At 71.4% G+C, this 14,094-nt stretch carries 12 protein-coding genes and 2 pseudogenes; 4 read left to right on the plus strand and 10 right to left on the minus strand.

The window, feature by feature from the left end:
- Nucleotides 1-221 precede the first annotated feature (221 nt).
- The 4 genes and pseudogenes from ACGFR9_RS01915 to ACGFR9_RS01930 form a co-directional block, all read right to left on the minus strand.
- Nucleotides 222-1,526, minus strand: a complete 1,305-nt coding sequence (locus ACGFR9_RS01915) for an MFS transporter (RefSeq protein WP_393201946.1) — start codon at nt 1,524-1,526, stop codon at nt 222-224.
- Between the two features lie 72 nt (nt 1,527-1,598).
- Nucleotides 1,599-1,829 (minus strand): annotated as a pseudogene (locus tag ACGFR9_RS01920) (ATP-binding cassette domain-containing protein); the annotation flags it as partial.
- Nucleotides 1,826-2,057: pseudogene (locus ACGFR9_RS01925) on the minus strand (iron ABC transporter permease); the annotation flags it as partial. The pseudogenes ACGFR9_RS01925 and ACGFR9_RS01920, both read right to left, overlap by 4 nt.
- Before the next feature lie 252 nt (nt 2,058-2,309).
- On the minus strand, nt 2,310-3,080 hold the full coding sequence (locus ACGFR9_RS01930; protein WP_393201948.1) for an AraC family transcriptional regulator: 771 nt from the start codon (nt 3,078-3,080) through the stop codon (nt 2,310-2,312).
- A gap of 78 nt (nt 3,081-3,158) precedes the next feature.
- Here ACGFR9_RS01930 and ACGFR9_RS01935 point away from each other — a divergent pair, with 78 nt between their 5' ends.
- The 3 genes from ACGFR9_RS01935 to ACGFR9_RS01945 all read left to right on the plus strand — a co-directional run bounded on the left by ACGFR9_RS01935 (nt 3,159) and on the right by ACGFR9_RS01945 (nt 6,294).
- A complete protein-coding gene (locus tag ACGFR9_RS01935) occupies nt 3,159-4,223 on the plus strand; it encodes a biotin/lipoate A/B protein ligase family protein (protein ID WP_393201950.1) in 1,065 nt (354 codons plus the stop codon).
- A 183-nt stretch (nt 4,224-4,406) separates the two neighbouring features.
- A complete protein-coding gene (locus ACGFR9_RS01940; RefSeq protein WP_393201952.1) occupies nt 4,407-5,072 on the plus strand; it encodes a hypothetical protein in 666 nt (221 codons plus the stop codon).
- A 346-nt stretch (nt 5,073-5,418) separates the two neighbouring features.
- Nucleotides 5,419-6,294, plus strand: a complete 876-nt coding sequence (locus ACGFR9_RS01945) for a CAP domain-containing protein (RefSeq protein WP_393201954.1) — start codon at nt 5,419-5,421, stop codon at nt 6,292-6,294.
- Here ACGFR9_RS01945 and ACGFR9_RS01950 read toward each other — a convergent pair.
- The 6 genes from ACGFR9_RS01950 to ACGFR9_RS01975 form a co-directional block, all read right to left on the minus strand.
- Nucleotides 6,291-7,823: an NCS1 family nucleobase:cation symporter-1 gene (locus ACGFR9_RS01950; protein WP_393201956.1), complete on the minus strand. Its 1,533-nt coding sequence runs from the start codon at nt 7,821-7,823 to the stop codon at nt 6,291-6,293. The two genes, ACGFR9_RS01945 and ACGFR9_RS01950, sit on opposite strands and share 4 nt — an antisense overlap.
- A 22-nt stretch (nt 7,824-7,845) precedes the next feature.
- Nucleotides 7,846-8,847, minus strand: a complete 1,002-nt coding sequence (locus tag ACGFR9_RS01955) for a TIGR03842 family LLM class F420-dependent oxidoreductase (RefSeq protein WP_393201958.1) — start codon at nt 8,845-8,847, stop codon at nt 7,846-7,848.
- Between the two features lie 11 nt (nt 8,848-8,858).
- Nucleotides 8,859-10,262: a dihydropyrimidinase gene (gene hydA, locus ACGFR9_RS01960; RefSeq protein WP_393201960.1), complete on the minus strand. Its 1,404-nt coding sequence runs from the start codon at nt 10,260-10,262 to the stop codon at nt 8,859-8,861.
- 43 nt (nt 10,263-10,305) lie between these two features.
- Entirely contained in the window at nt 10,306-11,592 is a 1,287-nt protein-coding gene (locus tag ACGFR9_RS01965; protein WP_393201962.1) for an aspartate aminotransferase family protein, read from the minus strand.
- Nucleotides 11,589-12,431, minus strand: a complete 843-nt coding sequence (locus ACGFR9_RS01970) for a nitrilase-related carbon-nitrogen hydrolase (protein ID WP_393201964.1) — start codon at nt 12,429-12,431, stop codon at nt 11,589-11,591. Before ACGFR9_RS01970 ends, ACGFR9_RS01965 begins: the two co-directional genes overlap by 4 nt.
- A gap of 156 nt (nt 12,432-12,587) precedes the next feature.
- Entirely contained in the window at nt 12,588-12,857 is a 270-nt protein-coding gene (locus ACGFR9_RS01975) for a helix-turn-helix domain-containing protein (RefSeq protein ID WP_393201966.1), read from the minus strand.
- Nucleotides 12,858-12,890: 33 nt separating this feature from the next.
- Between ACGFR9_RS01975 and map the strand changes: the two genes are divergently transcribed.
- Nucleotides 12,891-13,661 carry a type I methionyl aminopeptidase gene (gene map / locus ACGFR9_RS01980; protein ID WP_393201967.1) on the plus strand — a complete coding sequence of 257 codons (771 nt, stop codon included), beginning with the start codon at nt 12,891-12,893 and terminating at the stop codon, nt 13,659-13,661.
- Nucleotides 13,662-14,094 lie beyond the last annotated feature (433 nt).

Here is a 14,094-nt window from a genome sequence, read left to right on the forward strand (position 1 = left end):
CCGCACATCATTTCCCCCGGGCGTCGCACCTCGGCAGGGCGCGCGGAGTGCCGCATGGATCAAAGCCACGGGGTTCCCGCGCCCCGCGCAACGCGCCGTCCGCGCTGGCCCGTTGCGCCGGCTTCGGCGCCGTTGCGCCGCCGGGAGGGCGGCCGTCGCCGAGCACCGGCACGGGCACACACCGTCGGCGACGGCCCTGGTGGCGGTGGCAGCGGGCAGGCCTACAGATCCGCGGCGACGTCCGCACGGCCCGGTGTGGTCCCGGTGGTCTCGGCGGCGCGGCGGCGGGCGTCCTCGTCGGTGCCGGCGTCGTAGCTGACGAGTTTCGGGAGTGCGGCGGTCAGCAGGCCCACGGCGGCGACACAGGCGAGGCCGCCGCTCCAGATCGCGGGGCGGGCGCCGGTCCAGCCGGCCATCGCGCCGGCGCGGACCTGGCCGAGCTGGGGGCCGATGCTGTAGGAGAGGACCTCGATGCCGGCGAGCCGGCCGCGCAGCCGGTCGGGGATGGTCTGGTTCCAGATGGTGGAGCGCCCGAGTCCGCTCAGCATGTCCCCCGCGCCCGCCAGGGCGAGGAAGACCAGCACGAGCCAGATGTCCGACACCCAGCCGGCCGCAGCCATGGCCAGCCCCCAGCCGGTGGCGCCGAACACCACGAACAGGCCGTGCCGCTGGGTACGGGAGACCCAGCCGCTGGTCAGGCTGAGCAGCAGCGAGCCGACGGCGCCCGCCGAGTACATCAGGCCCAGCGCCCAGTCGGCGTCGAGCTCGTCGGCGAGGAAGGGGAAGATCGTGTTGGGGAAGGCGAAGAACATGGCGGCGAGGTCCACCGCGTAGGTGCCCAGCAGCACCGGTCGGGACCAGGCGTACCGGGCACCTTCGGCGATGCCGCGCAGCGACGGCTTCTCGGCGTGCTCGACGGGCGGTACGGGGGTGAGCCGGCGGCACATCAGGACCGAGCCGCAGAAACAGACCACGGTGGTGGCGTACGCGGGGACGTTGCCGGCGTACGCGACGACGAGGCCGGCCAGCGCGGGTCCGCCGATGGCGCCCGCCTGCCAGCGCAGGGCGTTGAGGGCGGCCGCGGCGGCGAGCTGGTCGTGGGGGACGATCCGGGCCAGCAGTGAGTCCAGGGCGGGGCGCTGGAGGCCGGCGAGTGCCGCCACTCCGGCGGCGACCACGTACAGCGGCCACAGCATGGGGTGCGGCAGCAGCGCGTTCAGCAGCAGGACGACGGCGAGGAGTCCCAGTCCGGCCTCGGTGAGGACGATGACCTTGCGCCGGTCGACCGCGTCCGCGAGGGCACCGCCGTACAGGCCGAAGACCACGAGCGGCACGAGTTCCACGGCGCCCATCGCGCCGACCGCGAGGGGTGATCCGGTGAGTTCCTTGATCTGGAGCGGCAGCGCGATGAGCGCCATCACGCTGCCGAGGTAGGTGACCAGGCCCTGCGCCCACAGGAGGCGGAAGTCGCGGGAGGAGCGCCAGGGGGTGAGGTCGGGCAGGACGGAGGCGAGCTTCTTCTTCATGGTTCAGCGGCTCCCGGCCGCCGTCGAGTGGTGGCGTCCGATCGGGAGGACGAGGGGTCTGCCGGGGACGGGGTCCTTGGCGGGGGTGCGGTGCACCGCCCTGCCGTCCAGGACGACCCGGCCCGTACGCGGGACCAGCAGCCGGGACATCGGGCGCAGCAGGGTCGACCTGCCGTAGGCGTTGGCGCCGACGATCACCGTGATCCGCCCGGCCGCGGGGGTCAGGTCCAGGCCCTCGATGACGGCACGGTCGCCGTAGCCGAGCGTGAGGCCCTCGGTGGCGAGGGTGTGGGACGCGGTCACAGTGAGCCTCCGGCCCGGTTGGTGCGGACGATCGGATGGACACGGTAGGGGGCGCCCAGGACGCCGGTGACGACACCCACCGGGAAGCGGGTGCCGAAGGCGTACCGGCCGGTGAAGTCGGCCACCAGTCCGGCGGGGACCGGCAGGGAGCCGCCGGTTCCGGTGGTCCGGGCGGCTATCGGCCCGGACAGGAACGCGACGATGGCGATGGCCCGCCGCCGCGCTCGCGCCGACGCTGATGCCGATGATGTCGGGGCCGGCGAGCGGGTTGCGGAGCATCCGTCTTCCACTTTCGGTCCTGGGGTGCCGAAGGCTCGCACGTCCGGACCACGGACCGTGGGGGCGTAGGGCGGGGCACCGCACTCACTGAGCAAGTTAGGCAAGGCTTACCTCAATAGCTTAGGAAGTGGCGGCGCGCTGATCAATCGAGCCTTTCCGACAGCTCTTGTAGCGATCGGGACAAGGGGCCCTCTCAGCTCTTCAGCGCGCCCGGAACCTGCCCGGGGTCATGCCGGTGGTACGGCGGAAGGCGGCCCCGAAGGCGCTGGCCGAGCGGTAGCCGACCGCGTCGGCCACCACGTCCACCTCGGAGCCGACGGCCAGCAGCCGCACCGCGTGCTGGGCGCGCACCGAGGCGACCCAGCGGGCGAAGCTCGTGCCCGTCTCGTTCTGGAACGCCCGGGTGATCGTGCGGGCGCTGCACCCGAGGGCGGCCGCCCAGCCGGTCAGCGTGCGCCGGTCCGCGGGGTCGGCCCGTACGACGTCCACGATCGGCCGCAGCAGGGCGGAGGTGGGCAGCTGCACCAGCAGGGCCCGCGGGGAGGGGCGCAGCACGTCGAGCACCATCGCCTCGGCGACGGCACGGGAGTGCGGTGTCAGACCGGGCTCCTCGAGCCGTTCCAGGAGCAGCCGGAGCAGCGGGGTGATCTCCACGGCCACCGGCGCGTCGGGCAGTGCGGACCGGGTGCCGTGCCGGAAGAAGTGGGCGCGGTAGGTGGTTCCGGCGACCGCGGAGGCGGAGTGCAGCTGTCCGGCCGGCATCCACAGTCCGAGGGTGGGCGTGATGCACCACACCTGGGAGCCGGTCACGGCGGTGGAGGTGCCGTACTCGTTCCAGAGGAGTTCGTGCCAGGCGTGCGAGTGCTCGTTCCACGTCGTGTCGGCGGCGACGACCTCCTCGTACCCCTGGATGACGAAGGGCACGTCCCCCTCACCCGCGGCGAGTGCCGGCAGGTTCCTGATGACACGCATGAGGTCAGGCTATCCGGGGCGGGAACAGGGGGGCCGTCGCCGGTGTTGGCCCCGGTGTCAGCAGTGAAAGGCGGAGCCGTGCACGGTGAGTACAAGGTTCCCGGCGGCAAGCTGGTCGTCGTGGACGTGGACGTGGAGGACGGCGCGCTGCGCCAGGTGCGCGTGGCGGGCGACTTCTTCCTCGAACCCGACGAGGCACTGGACGCCGTGAACCGCGCCCTGGAGGGCGCGCCCGCCGACACCGACGCCACCGGTCTGGCCGCGCGGATCGACGCGGCCCTTCCCGGGGGGACCGTGATGTACGGGCTCACCTCGGAGGGTGTCGGCATCGCGGTGCGCCGCGCGCTCGCGCACGCCACCGACTGGACCGACTACGACTGGCAGCTGATCCACGAGGGCCCGCAGCCCCCCGCGCTGCACATGGCGCTGGACGAGGTGCTGACCACGGAGGTCGCCGCGGGGCGGCGTCCGCCGACGCTGCGGGTGTGGGAGTGGGGCGCCCCCGCGGTGATCATCGGCAGTTTCCAGTCGCTGCGCAACGAGGTGGACCCGGAGGGCGCCGGACGGCACGGCATCGAGGTGGTGCGCCGGATCTCCGGCGGCGGCGCGATGTTCGTGGAACCCGGCAACACCATCACGTACTCGCTGTCGGTGCCGGAGGCGCTGGTGCAGGGGCTGTCGTTCCAGGACAGCTACGCCTACCTCGACGACTGGGTGCTGGGCGCGCTGGGCGAGATGGGCATCCGGGCCTGGTACCAGCCGCTCAACGACATCGCCACCGACCAGGGCAAGATCGCGGGCGCGGCGCAGAAGCGGGTGGTGGGACCGGACGGCGGCCCCGGCGCGGTGCTGCACCATGTGACGATGGCGTACGACATCGACGCCGACAAGATGCTCGATGTGCTGCGCATCGGACGCGAGAAGCTGTCCGACAAGGGCACGAAGAGCGCGAAGAAGCGGGTGGACCCGCTGCGCCGGCAGACCGGTCTCCCGCGCGAGGCGGTCATCGACCGGATGATCGACTCGTTCCGCGCCCGCCACGGTCTGACGGTTGGCAAGGTGACGGACGAGGAGCTGGCGCTCGCGGAGGAGTTCGCCCGGACGAAGTTCACTTCACCCCAGTGGACCGCCCGCGTGCCCTGACACACGCAAATCACCTTTTCACGGGGGTAATTGCGGCAAGGCGGCGCCCTGGACGGTACGTCCGTGTCACCGCCTCCCTACGGAGCGAGTTGGCCCTTCCCGCACCATGGGAACCCGTGTGACACTGGCGTCCCGTCCGCTGTGCGGACCTCCTTCCGCACCGTCCCCCACGAAGAGTGCGCCGTGCGTTCCTTTCCTCTGCCGATCGCTCTGACCGCTCGCCTGTCCCCGGTGGTCGTCCTCGCCGCGGCCGGCTGGGCACTGTCCTCGGGCCCGATGGCCACGTCGTCGGACGCCGCGGACGAGCCGACCGGGAAGACGAAGCCCCAGTCCGCCTCCGCGCCTTCGCAAACCCAGGCGGTGAAGACGTACACCGAGGCGCCCGCGCCCTGCGGCAGCATCGCCGAGAAGACCGTCAACTCCCTTGTGCCGAAGGCCAAGACGGCCGGCAAGGAGATCGACTCCACGGACTCGAAGCTGCGCCGCACCTGTTCCTGGAACGCGCTCAAGGGCTTCGAGTACCGCTGGCTCGACGTGTCCTTCGAGGTGCTGGAGTCGGACGAGGCGGCGGAGCGGTCGTACCAGGGGCGGCTGGAGGACAAGAGCGGCGGGGGCGCGGTCCCGGGGCTCGGGGACGCGGGGTACTCGGTCGTGAACCTCACCACCGAGGACAAGCAGCAGACGCGTGAGGGCGTGGTGGTGGCCCGCACCGCCAACGCGCTGGTGATCGTCACGTACAACGGCAGCGACTTCGAGTCGAAGAAGGCGCCGGGCGCGGAGGAGATCAACAAGGGCGCCATCAAGGCCGCCAAGGAGGCGGTGGCGGCCCTGGAGAAGAACCGGAGTTGATGGTTCCGTGACATCCGTCACAGGCGCCCGGCGATCTGCGTGGGTCGCTTAGTAGACACCACCCCGGCGACATAGGCGACTTGTCCGTCTTGCCGTGAACGCGCAGCGGGGCGGGGCCAAGGGTGTGCGAGTGCGAAGCCGATGCCCGCCGCCTCGTCGCCGTACGAGGGTTTCTGACGGGCAGTCCGATGGGCCGCGGTGCCTGCCGTGGCAGGGTCGGCACGCTCTCCCGCCCGCCGCAAGCCCCTCGCCGTTCTACGAGGCCCGGTAGTACGAGGACCCTTTGCGCCCGGTACGGAGGCATCCCAAGAATGACCAGCCTCCGGACAGCAGGGTGAGGTCACGCATGGGAAAGCATCGTCATCAGCAGCGGTACCGGCGCACGGTCGTCACGGCGGTCGCCGTCGGGGTCATAGGCATCCCCTCGGTCGCCATGGCCTGTACGGACTGGCCCGGCGACGAACAGCGGCAGGACCACCGCACGGCGGCGGGGGCCGCCGGGGACCGGTGGGACGGCCCGGACTGGTACAGCAGGTGGAGCGGCCGGCAGCACGGTGAGCCGTCGGCCGTACCGTCGGACACGCCGGCCGCGAGCCCGTCGAAGCCCGGCGCGGCGAAGGACGGGGGCGCCAAGCCGTCCCACAAGCCGAAGCCACCCACGGCATCGGCCGCGAAGCCCACCACGGCCGCTCCGAGCCCGACCACGGCCGCGCCCAAACCGAAGCCGACCCCCACGACCGCGGCTCCGAAGCCCACCACGGCCGCTCCCAAGCCGACGCCCACGACGGCGGCTCCGAAGCCGACCACTCCCGCCCCCGAGCCCACGGCCACCGCTTCGGCCCCCTCCGGAGCCGTCGCCCAGGTCGTGGAACTCGTCAACGCCGAACGGGGCAAGGCGGGTTGCTCCCCGGTGAAGGTGAACTCCACCCTCACCGAGGCGGCCCAGAACCACAGCGAGGACATGGCGGCCACCGGCACCATGTCGCACACCGGCTCCGACGGCTCCTCCCCCGGCGACCGCATCACCCGCGCCGGCTACGCCTGGAGCACCTACGGCGAGAACGTCGCCTACGGCTACTCCACCCCGGAGCAGGTGATGAACGGCTGGATGACCAGCCCCGGTCACAAGGCGAACATCCTGAACTGCGCGTTCAAGGAGATCGGCGTCGGCCTCGCCCAGCCCGGCGGCTACTGGACCCAGGACTTCGGCACCGCACGCTAGCCGTACGCTCCGCCGCGCCGCCGGCCCGCCATCAGCGCGACGTACACGCCGAGCGACGCCGTCAGGCCGACCGCCCAGCCGTAGTCCGCGAGCGGCTTCAGGAAGGGGATCAGCCCGTCCTCCGGGAAGGGCCCCTTTCCGGGGGCCGAGTGGGAGCCGCCCACCGCGAGCACGCCGCCGGTCAGGAAGGCGGCGACGGCGCGCAGGTTCCAGCCGGAGGTGTACCAGTAGCGCCCGCCGGGCGTGTACAGGGCGGGCAGGTCCAGGGCGGTGCGGCGGACGATCCAGTAGTCGGCGATGAGGATCCCGGCGACGGTGCCGAGCAGCCCGCCGACCAGCCCGAGCCAGGTGAAGATGTACAGCTCGGGTGTCTCGGTGAGCTTCCACGGCATGATCAGCACCCCGACGACCCCGGTGACCAGGGCGCCGGTACGGAAGGTGATCAGCCGCGGGGCCAGGTTCGCCAGGTCGTACGCCGGTGACACCACGTTCGCCGCGATGTTCACCGAGATGGTGGCGATCAGTACGGTCACCAGGGCGAAGAGCAGTCCGAAGACGTTGTCGGTCTTCCCGGCGAGTGCGACGGGGTCCCACACCGGGGCCCCGTACACCGCCTGGCTGCCGGACGTCACGAACACCGACAGCAGCGCGAACAGGGTCATGGTGGTGGGCAGTCCGAGGGTCTGGCCCCACACCTGGGCGCGCTGGCCCGCGCCGAAGCGGGTGAAGTCGGGGATGTTCAGGCTCAGCGTCGACCAGAACGCGATCATGCCCATCAGGGCCGGGAAGAACACCGGCCAGAAGTCGGCGCCCCAGCCGAGCCGCGAGGGCTGGTCAAGCAGCGGGCCGAGTCCGCCTGCCTTGTTCGCGATCCAGACCAGCAGCACCAGCGCGCCCACGAGGACGAACGGCGCGGCCCAGTTCTCGAAGCGGCGCAGGGTCTCCATCCCCCGGTAGATGATGGCCAGTTCGAGGGCCCAGAAGAGTACGAAGCACACCCACAGCGTCCACGGCTGACCGCCCACCTCGGACGCCTGGGCCCAGCCGCCGAACAGCTTGCCGAGCAGGACGAAGATGCCCTGGCCGCCGATCCAGGTCTGGATGCCGAACCAGGCGCACGCCACCCCGGCCCGGATCAGCGCCGGCAGATTGGCGCCGCGCAGTCCGAAGGAGGCGCGGGCCAGCACCGGGAACGGGATGCCGTACTTGGGCCCCGCGTGACCGGTCAGCAGCATCGGCGCGAGCACGATGACGTTGGCGAGCGCGATGGTGAACACCGCCTGCTTCCAGTCCATGCCGAGCGCGACGAGCCCGGAGGCGAGCAGCCACGAGGGGATGTTGTGCGCCATCCCCACCCACAGGGCGGTGAAGTTGTACGTCGTCCAGCGGCGGCGTGCCAGTGGTACGGGCAGCAGGTCGTCGTTGACGAAGCGGCTGTCGGTGAGGACCGTGCCGGGCGGGAGTTCGACGCGTCCCGCCGGGTCGGGTATGGGCGGGTCGGAGGGCGTGGGCGGGACGGTCGCGGTCATGGGCGTGCCCCTTCGGCCGGGGTTACGGTTGGAGTGCGGGGATGATCTCCGCGCCGTACGCGTCGATCGTCGTCTCCTGCGCGTCGTGCATGTCGTACACGGCGAACTGGTCCACGCCCAGCTCCCGCAGTGCCCGCAGCTTCTCGATGTGCGCCTCGGGCGGGCCCAGCAGACAGAACCGGTCGACGATCTCGTCGGGGACGAAGTCCGTGGACGGGTTGCCGGCCCGCCCGTGGTGGCTGTAGTCGTAGCCGTGCCGCTCCTTGATGTACGAGGTCAGCGCCTCGGGGACGAGCGAGGAGTGTTCGCCGTAGCGGGCGACGAGGTCGGCGACATGGTTGCCGACCATGCCGCCGAACCAGCGGCACTGCTCGCGGGCGTGCGCCAGGTCGTCGCCGACGTATGCGGGGGCGGCGACGCAGACGGTGACGGAGTCGGGGTCGCGTCCCGCCTCCACGGCCGCGGCACGTACGGCCTTCACCATCACCCCGGTCAGATACGGGTCGGCGAGCTGCAGGATGAACCCGTCGGCCTTCCGCCCGGCGAGGGCGAGCGCCTTCGGCCCGTACGCGGCCATCCAGACGGGAAGCCGGCTGTCCCGTACCCAGGAGATCCGCATCAGCTGCCCGTCGACCTCGGCCTCACGCCCCTCGGCGAGGTCGCGGATCGCGTCGATCGCCTCGCCGAGGCGGGCCAGGGTGTTGGGACGGCGCCCGGCGACGCGCATCGCGGAGTCGCCCCGGCCGATGCCGCAGACGGTGCGGTTGCCGTACATGTCGTTGAGGGTGGCGAAGGTGGAGGCGGTGACCTCCCAGGTGCGGGTGCCCGGGTTGGTGACCATCGGGCCGACCTTCAGTTTCGTGGTGCCGGCCAGGATCTGGCTGTAGATCACAAAGGGTTCCTGCCAGAGCACGGCGGAGTCGAAGGTCCAGCCGTGGGTGAAGCCGTTGCGCTCGGCGCGTTGCATGAGGCTGACGACCCGCGAGGCGGGCGGGTCGGTCTGCAGGACGAGTCCGAAGTCCATGCGCGGCTCTCCTAGGTGAGGTACTGACAGGTGGACCGCGGGGTGTAGACGCCATGCCCGGCCCGCCCGGTGTACTCCCGGTCGGTGATGACGGGAACACCACGCGAGAGGACGGTCTCGACGCGTCCGGTGACCCGTTTGCCCTCGTACGCCGAGTAGTCGACGTTCATGTGGTGGGTGCCGGCGGACATGACCTGTTCGGCGGCCGGGTCGTAGACGACGACGTCGGCGTCCGCGCCAGGCGTGATGGTGCCCTTCTTCGGGTACAGACCGAACATCCGGGCCGGGGTGGCGCAGGCGATCTCGATCCAGCGGCGGCGGGAGATGTGCCCGTCGAGGACGGCCTGGTGGAGCAGGTCCATGCGGTTCTCGACGCCCGGGAGACCGTTGGGGATCTTGGAGAAGTCGCCCCGGCCGAGGTCCTTCTGGCCCGTGAAGCAGAACGGGCAGTGGTCGGTGGAGACCACTTGGAGGTCGTTGGTACGCAGCCCCCGCCACAGCGCGTTCTGGTGCTCCTTCGGCCTGAGCGGGGTGCTGCACACGTACTTGGCACCCTCGAAGTCCGGCTCGGCGAGGTTGTCGGTGGACAGGAACAGGTACTGGGGGCAGGTCTCGCCGAAGACGTTCAGCCCCTCGTCGCGGGCCCTGGTCAGCTCGGCGACCGCCTCCGTCGCGGAGACGTGCACGACGTACAGCGGGGCGCCGGCGACCTGGGCGAGCCGGATGGCACGGTGGGTGGCCTCGGCCTCCAGAAGGGCCTTGCGGACCTCTCCGTGGAAGCGGGGGTCGGTCTCGCCGCGGGCGAGGGCCTGTTCGACGAGCACGTCGATGGCGATGCCGTTCTCGGCGTGCATCATGATCAGCCCGCCGTTCTCGGCGGAGCGCTGCATGGCGCGCAGGATCTGACCGTCGTCGGAGTAGAAGACTCCGGGGTAGGCCATGAACTGCTTGAAGGAGGTGACGCCTTCCTCCACCAGCAGGTCCATCTCCTTGAGCGTCTCCTGGTTCACGTCCGAGACGATCATGTGGAAGCCGTAGTCGATGGCGCAGGTGCCCTCGGCCTTGGCGTGCCAGGTGTCCAGGCCCTGGCGCAGGGACTGTCCGACGGTCTGTACGGCGAAGTCCACGACGGTGGTGGTGCCGCCCCAGGCGGCGGCCCGGGTGCCGGTCTCGAAGGTGTCGGAGGCGAAGGTGCCGCCGAACGGCAGCTCCATGTGGGTGTGGGCGTCGACCCCGCCCGGGATGACGTACTTGCCGGTGGCGTCGATGGTCCGGTCGGCGGTGAAGGCCTCGGCGGCCCTGGTGGCGGAGGCGGCGAGGGCGGCGATACGGCCGTCCTCGATCAGGACGTCGGCGTGGATCTCGTCGGAGGCGGTGATGACCAGACCACCACGGATGACGGTACGGCTGCTCATGGTGCTCCCTCTCTACGAGCTTGATGAGCGCTGCGCGCCGGTGCTACGACGTGCCGAGCAGGGCGCGTTCGAGGATCGCGGCGCCCTCCTCGGCCTCCGCGACGCCGAGCGACAGCGGCGGGGCGATGCGCAGGGCGCTGGTGTCGTGGCCGCCGCCCTTGCCGATGAGCAGACCGCCCTCGCGGGCCGCTTCGAGGACGGCGGACGCGGCCGCCGGGTCGGCCTCGTCGGTGCCGGGCTCGGCCAGTTCGATACCGATCATCAGTCCGCGCCCGCGCACCTCGCGTACGGCGGGGACCTGGGCGGCGGCGGCCCGCAGCCGCTCGATGAGCAGGCCGCCGACCCGGCGGGCGTTGCCCTGGAGGTCGTGCTCCAGCAGGTAGTTGAGGTTGGCGAGGCCCGCGGCCATGGTGATCTGGGTGCCGCCGAACGTCGAGATGCTGTTGGCGTCCAGGCAGTTCATGATCTCGGCGCGGGCGACGACCCCGCCGATGGACATGCCGTTGCCGATGCCCTTGGCGAAGGTGAGCATGTCGGGCGGCCCGCTGCGGCTGTGGGCCTGCCAGCCCCAGAAGTGCTCGCCGGTGCGGCCCCAGCCGGTCTGCACCTCGTCGGCGATCCACAGGACGCCGTGTTCCCGCAGCACCTCGCGGAAGGCCGCGTACAGTCCGTCGGGCGGCGAGGTGAAGCCGCCGACGCCCTGGATCGGTTCGGCGATCAGCGCGGCGGGCGGGCGGGTGTGGCCGAGGAGGTCCTTCAGGTCGTCGACGCAGGCCGCGACGAAGTCGTAGTCGTCGAGCGCGGCGAACGGGCCCCGGGTGCGCACACCGCCGTGGACGTAGAGCGTCTGGAGCGGGGAGAGCGAGGTCGGGGACCAGCCGCGGTTGCCGGTGATACCGACGGAGCTGAAGGAGCGGCCGTGGTAGCTGTTGCGCATCGCCAGGATCGTGTTGCTGCGCCGGTGCGTGGTGGCGAGCATCAGCGCGGTGTCGTTGGCCTCGGTGCCGGAGGTGGTGAAGAACACCCGGGCGTCCGGGATGCCGCTCAGCTTCGCGATGCGCTCGGCGAGTTCCACCATCGGCCGGTTGAGGTAGAGGGTGGAGGAGTGGACGATCCGCCCGGCCTGTTCGCTCACCGCCTTGGTGACCTCGGGCAGGGCGTGGGCGGTCATGGTGGTGAGGATTCCGCCGAAGAAGTCCAGGTAGCGGTTGCCGTCGGAGTCCCAGACATGGCGGCCCTCGCCGTGGGTGATCTCCAGCGGCTTCTCGTAGTAGAGGGCGAGCCAGTCGGGGAGCACGGAGCGGTGGCGGCCCAGCAGGTCGTCGGTCACGGCCGCACCAGCCCCTCGTAGGCGTCGGGGCGGCGGTCGCGGTAGAACGCCCACTGCTGCCGCACCTCTTCGATGAGGCCGAAGTCCAGGTCGCGGACCACGAGTTCCTCCTTGCTGTCGCTGGCGACGTCGCCGACGAACTGACCGCGCGGGTCGACGAAGTACGAGGTGCCGTAGAAGTCGTTGTCGCCGTACTCCTCCTGGCCCACCCGGTTGATCGCCGCGATGAAGTACTCGTTGGCGACGGCCGCCGCCGGCTGTTCCAGCCGCCACAGGTGGGACGAGAGGCCGCGGTGGGTGGCGGACGGGTTGTACACCAACTGGGCGCCGTTGATGCCGAGTTGCCGCCAACCCTCGGGGAAGTGGCGGTCGTAGCAGATGTAGACGCCGACCTTGCCGACGGCGGTCTCGAAGACCGGCCAGCCGAGGTTGCCGGGCCGGAAGTAGAACTTCTCCCAGAAGCCCTTGACCTGGGGGATGTGATGCTTGCGGTACTTGCCGAGGACGGTGCCGTCGGCGTCGATCACGGCGGCGGTGTTGTAGTAGAAGCCCGACTGCTCGACCTCGAACACCGGCACGACGATCACCATGCCGGTCTCGCGGGCCAGCTCCCGCATCCGGCTGACGGTCGGTCCGTCGGGCACGGGCTCGGCCCAGCGGTAGTGCTCGGGGTCCTGGACCTGGCAGAAGTAGGGGGCGTTGAACACCTCCTGGAACCCGATGACCCTGGCGCCCCGGCGGGCCGCCTCCCGGGCGTGCTCCTCGTGTTTCGCCAGCATGGACTCGGTGTCACCGGTCCAGGTGGCCTGGACCAGAGCGGCGCGTACGACGTTGGCCATGAGCTGCTCCTTCGACACGACGTCAGAGCCTCTACGCCCGTAGAAACGGCCGTAGAGGGACGAACGTAAGCCTCCGGGGCGGACTTGCCAAGACCATCGCCGTGAACCCGCTGAAGCGGCCGGGTTTCAGCACTCCGGTGGGTGAGCCCGCCGGACTCAGGCGGCGGCCCGCTCCTTCGGGGCCGCCTCCGCGCAGCGTCCCAGGAGGTCGTCCATGGACAGGCCGAGCGCGCCGGCCAGCGCGGCGACCGTGAAGAAGGCGGGGGTCGGGGCCCGCCCCGTCTCGATCTTGCGGAGGGTCTCGGCGGAGATGCCGGCGTCCGCCGCGATCTGGGTCATGCTGCGGCCGCCACGCGCCTCGCGCAGCAGTCTGCCGAGCCGCTCGCCGCGTTCGCGCTCTTCGGGGGTCAAGGGGGTGCGCACCATGGCACCCATTCTAATACCGGTATAGTAATTGGCATGGTGGAGCTGAAGACCGACACATCGATCGATGCCATGTACGAGGCGGGGCAGGTCGTCGCGCGTGCGCTGACGGCCGTCCGGGACGCCGCCGACGTGGGCGTTTCCCTGCTGGAACTGGACGAGGTGGCACGGGGCGTGCTGCGGGGGGCGGGCGCGACCTCGCCCTTCCTGGGCTACCGCCCCTCGTTCGCGTCGACGCCGTTCCCGGCGGTGATCTGCGCCTCCGTCAACGACGCGATCGTGCACGGCGTCCCGGACGGCTACCGGCTGCGCGACGGGGACCTGGTCTCCATCGACTGCGGTGCCCAACTGGGCGGCTGGGCCGGGGACTCGGCGATCAGTTTCATCGTGGGTACGCCACGTCCGGCCGACGTACGGCTGGTCGAGACGGCCGAGCGGGCGCTCGCGGCGGGCATCGAGGCGGCCGTCGTCGGCAACCGCATCGGCGACATCGCGCACGCGATCGGCACGGTGTGCCGTAGCGGGGGCTACGGCATCATGGAGGACTTCGGCGGCCATGGCATCGGCCGCCGCATGCACGAGGACCCGGGCGTCCCGAACGAGGGCCGGCCCGGCCGGGGCATGCCGCTGCGCCACGGCATGTGCCTGGCGATCGAGCCCATGCTCATCTCGGGCGGCACGGACACCTACCACACAGCCCCGGACGGCTGGACCCTCCGCACCAACGACGCCACCCGAGCGGCCCATGTGGAACACACGGTGGCGATCACGGACTCGGGCCCCCGAATCCTCACAACCCGCCCCTGACCATCACGCCGCCCCGGCGCCCCCGCGACCCATCGCACCGCCAGGGGCGGCGCCCCCACCCCTCCGCGGGCAGCCACACCGCCAACGCGGGCAACCGCACCACACGCCTCCGCCCCCGCGGGCAGTCATGCCGCTGAGACGGCAAACCCCACCCCCGCCCCTCCGCCCCCGCGCAGGCCACCGCACCCCACGCCCCCGCCCTCCGCAGGCAGCCATGCCGCTGAGACGGCAAACCCCACCCCCTCCCCTCCACCCCCGCGCAGGCAACCGCACCCCACGCCCCCGCCCTCCGCAGGCAGCCATGCCGCTGAGACGGCAAACCCCACCCCCGCCCCTCCACCCCCGCGCAGGCAACCGCACCCCACGCCCCCGCCCTCCGCGGGCAGTCGTGCCGCTGGGGCGGCACGGGTGGGCGCGACGGCACCCCGCAAAC

It is taken from the genome of Streptomyces sp. NPDC048584, assembly GCF_043199595.1.
Taxonomy (GTDB): Bacteria; Actinomycetota; Actinomycetes; order Streptomycetales; family Streptomycetaceae; genus Streptomyces; species Streptomyces edwardsiae.

What these genes read in the sequence shown, in the direction of transcription:
- ACGFR9_RS01945 (WP_393201954.1), top strand. Translation starts at nt 5,419, where the DNA reads ATGGGAAAGCATCGTCATCAGCAGCGGTACCGGCGCACGGTCGTCACG.
- ACGFR9_RS01950 (WP_393201956.1), bottom strand. Translation starts at nt 7,823, where the DNA reads ATGACCGCGACCGTCCCGCCCACGCCCTCCGACCCGCCCATACCCGAC.
- ACGFR9_RS01955 (WP_393201958.1), bottom strand. Translation starts at nt 8,847, where the DNA reads ATGGACTTCGGACTCGTCCTGCAGACCGACCCGCCCGCCTCGCGGGTC.
- ACGFR9_RS01975 (WP_393201966.1), bottom strand. Translation starts at nt 12,857, where the DNA reads ATGGTGCGCACCCCCTTGACCCCCGAAGAGCGCGAACGCGGCGAGCGG.
- ACGFR9_RS01970 (WP_393201964.1), bottom strand. Translation starts at nt 12,431, where the DNA reads ATGGCCAACGTCGTACGCGCCGCTCTGGTCCAGGCCACCTGGACCGGT.
- map (WP_393201967.1), top strand. Translation starts at nt 12,891, where the DNA reads ATGGTGGAGCTGAAGACCGACACATCGATCGATGCCATGTACGAGGCG.
- hydA (WP_393201960.1), bottom strand. Translation starts at nt 10,262, where the DNA reads ATGAGCAGCCGTACCGTCATCCGTGGTGGTCTGGTCATCACCGCCTCC.
- ACGFR9_RS01915 (WP_393201946.1), bottom strand. Translation starts at nt 1,526, where the DNA reads ATGAAGAAGAAGCTCGCCTCCGTCCTGCCCGACCTCACCCCCTGGCGC.
- ACGFR9_RS01930 (WP_393201948.1), bottom strand. Translation starts at nt 3,080, where the DNA reads ATGCGTGTCATCAGGAACCTGCCGGCACTCGCCGCGGGTGAGGGGGAC.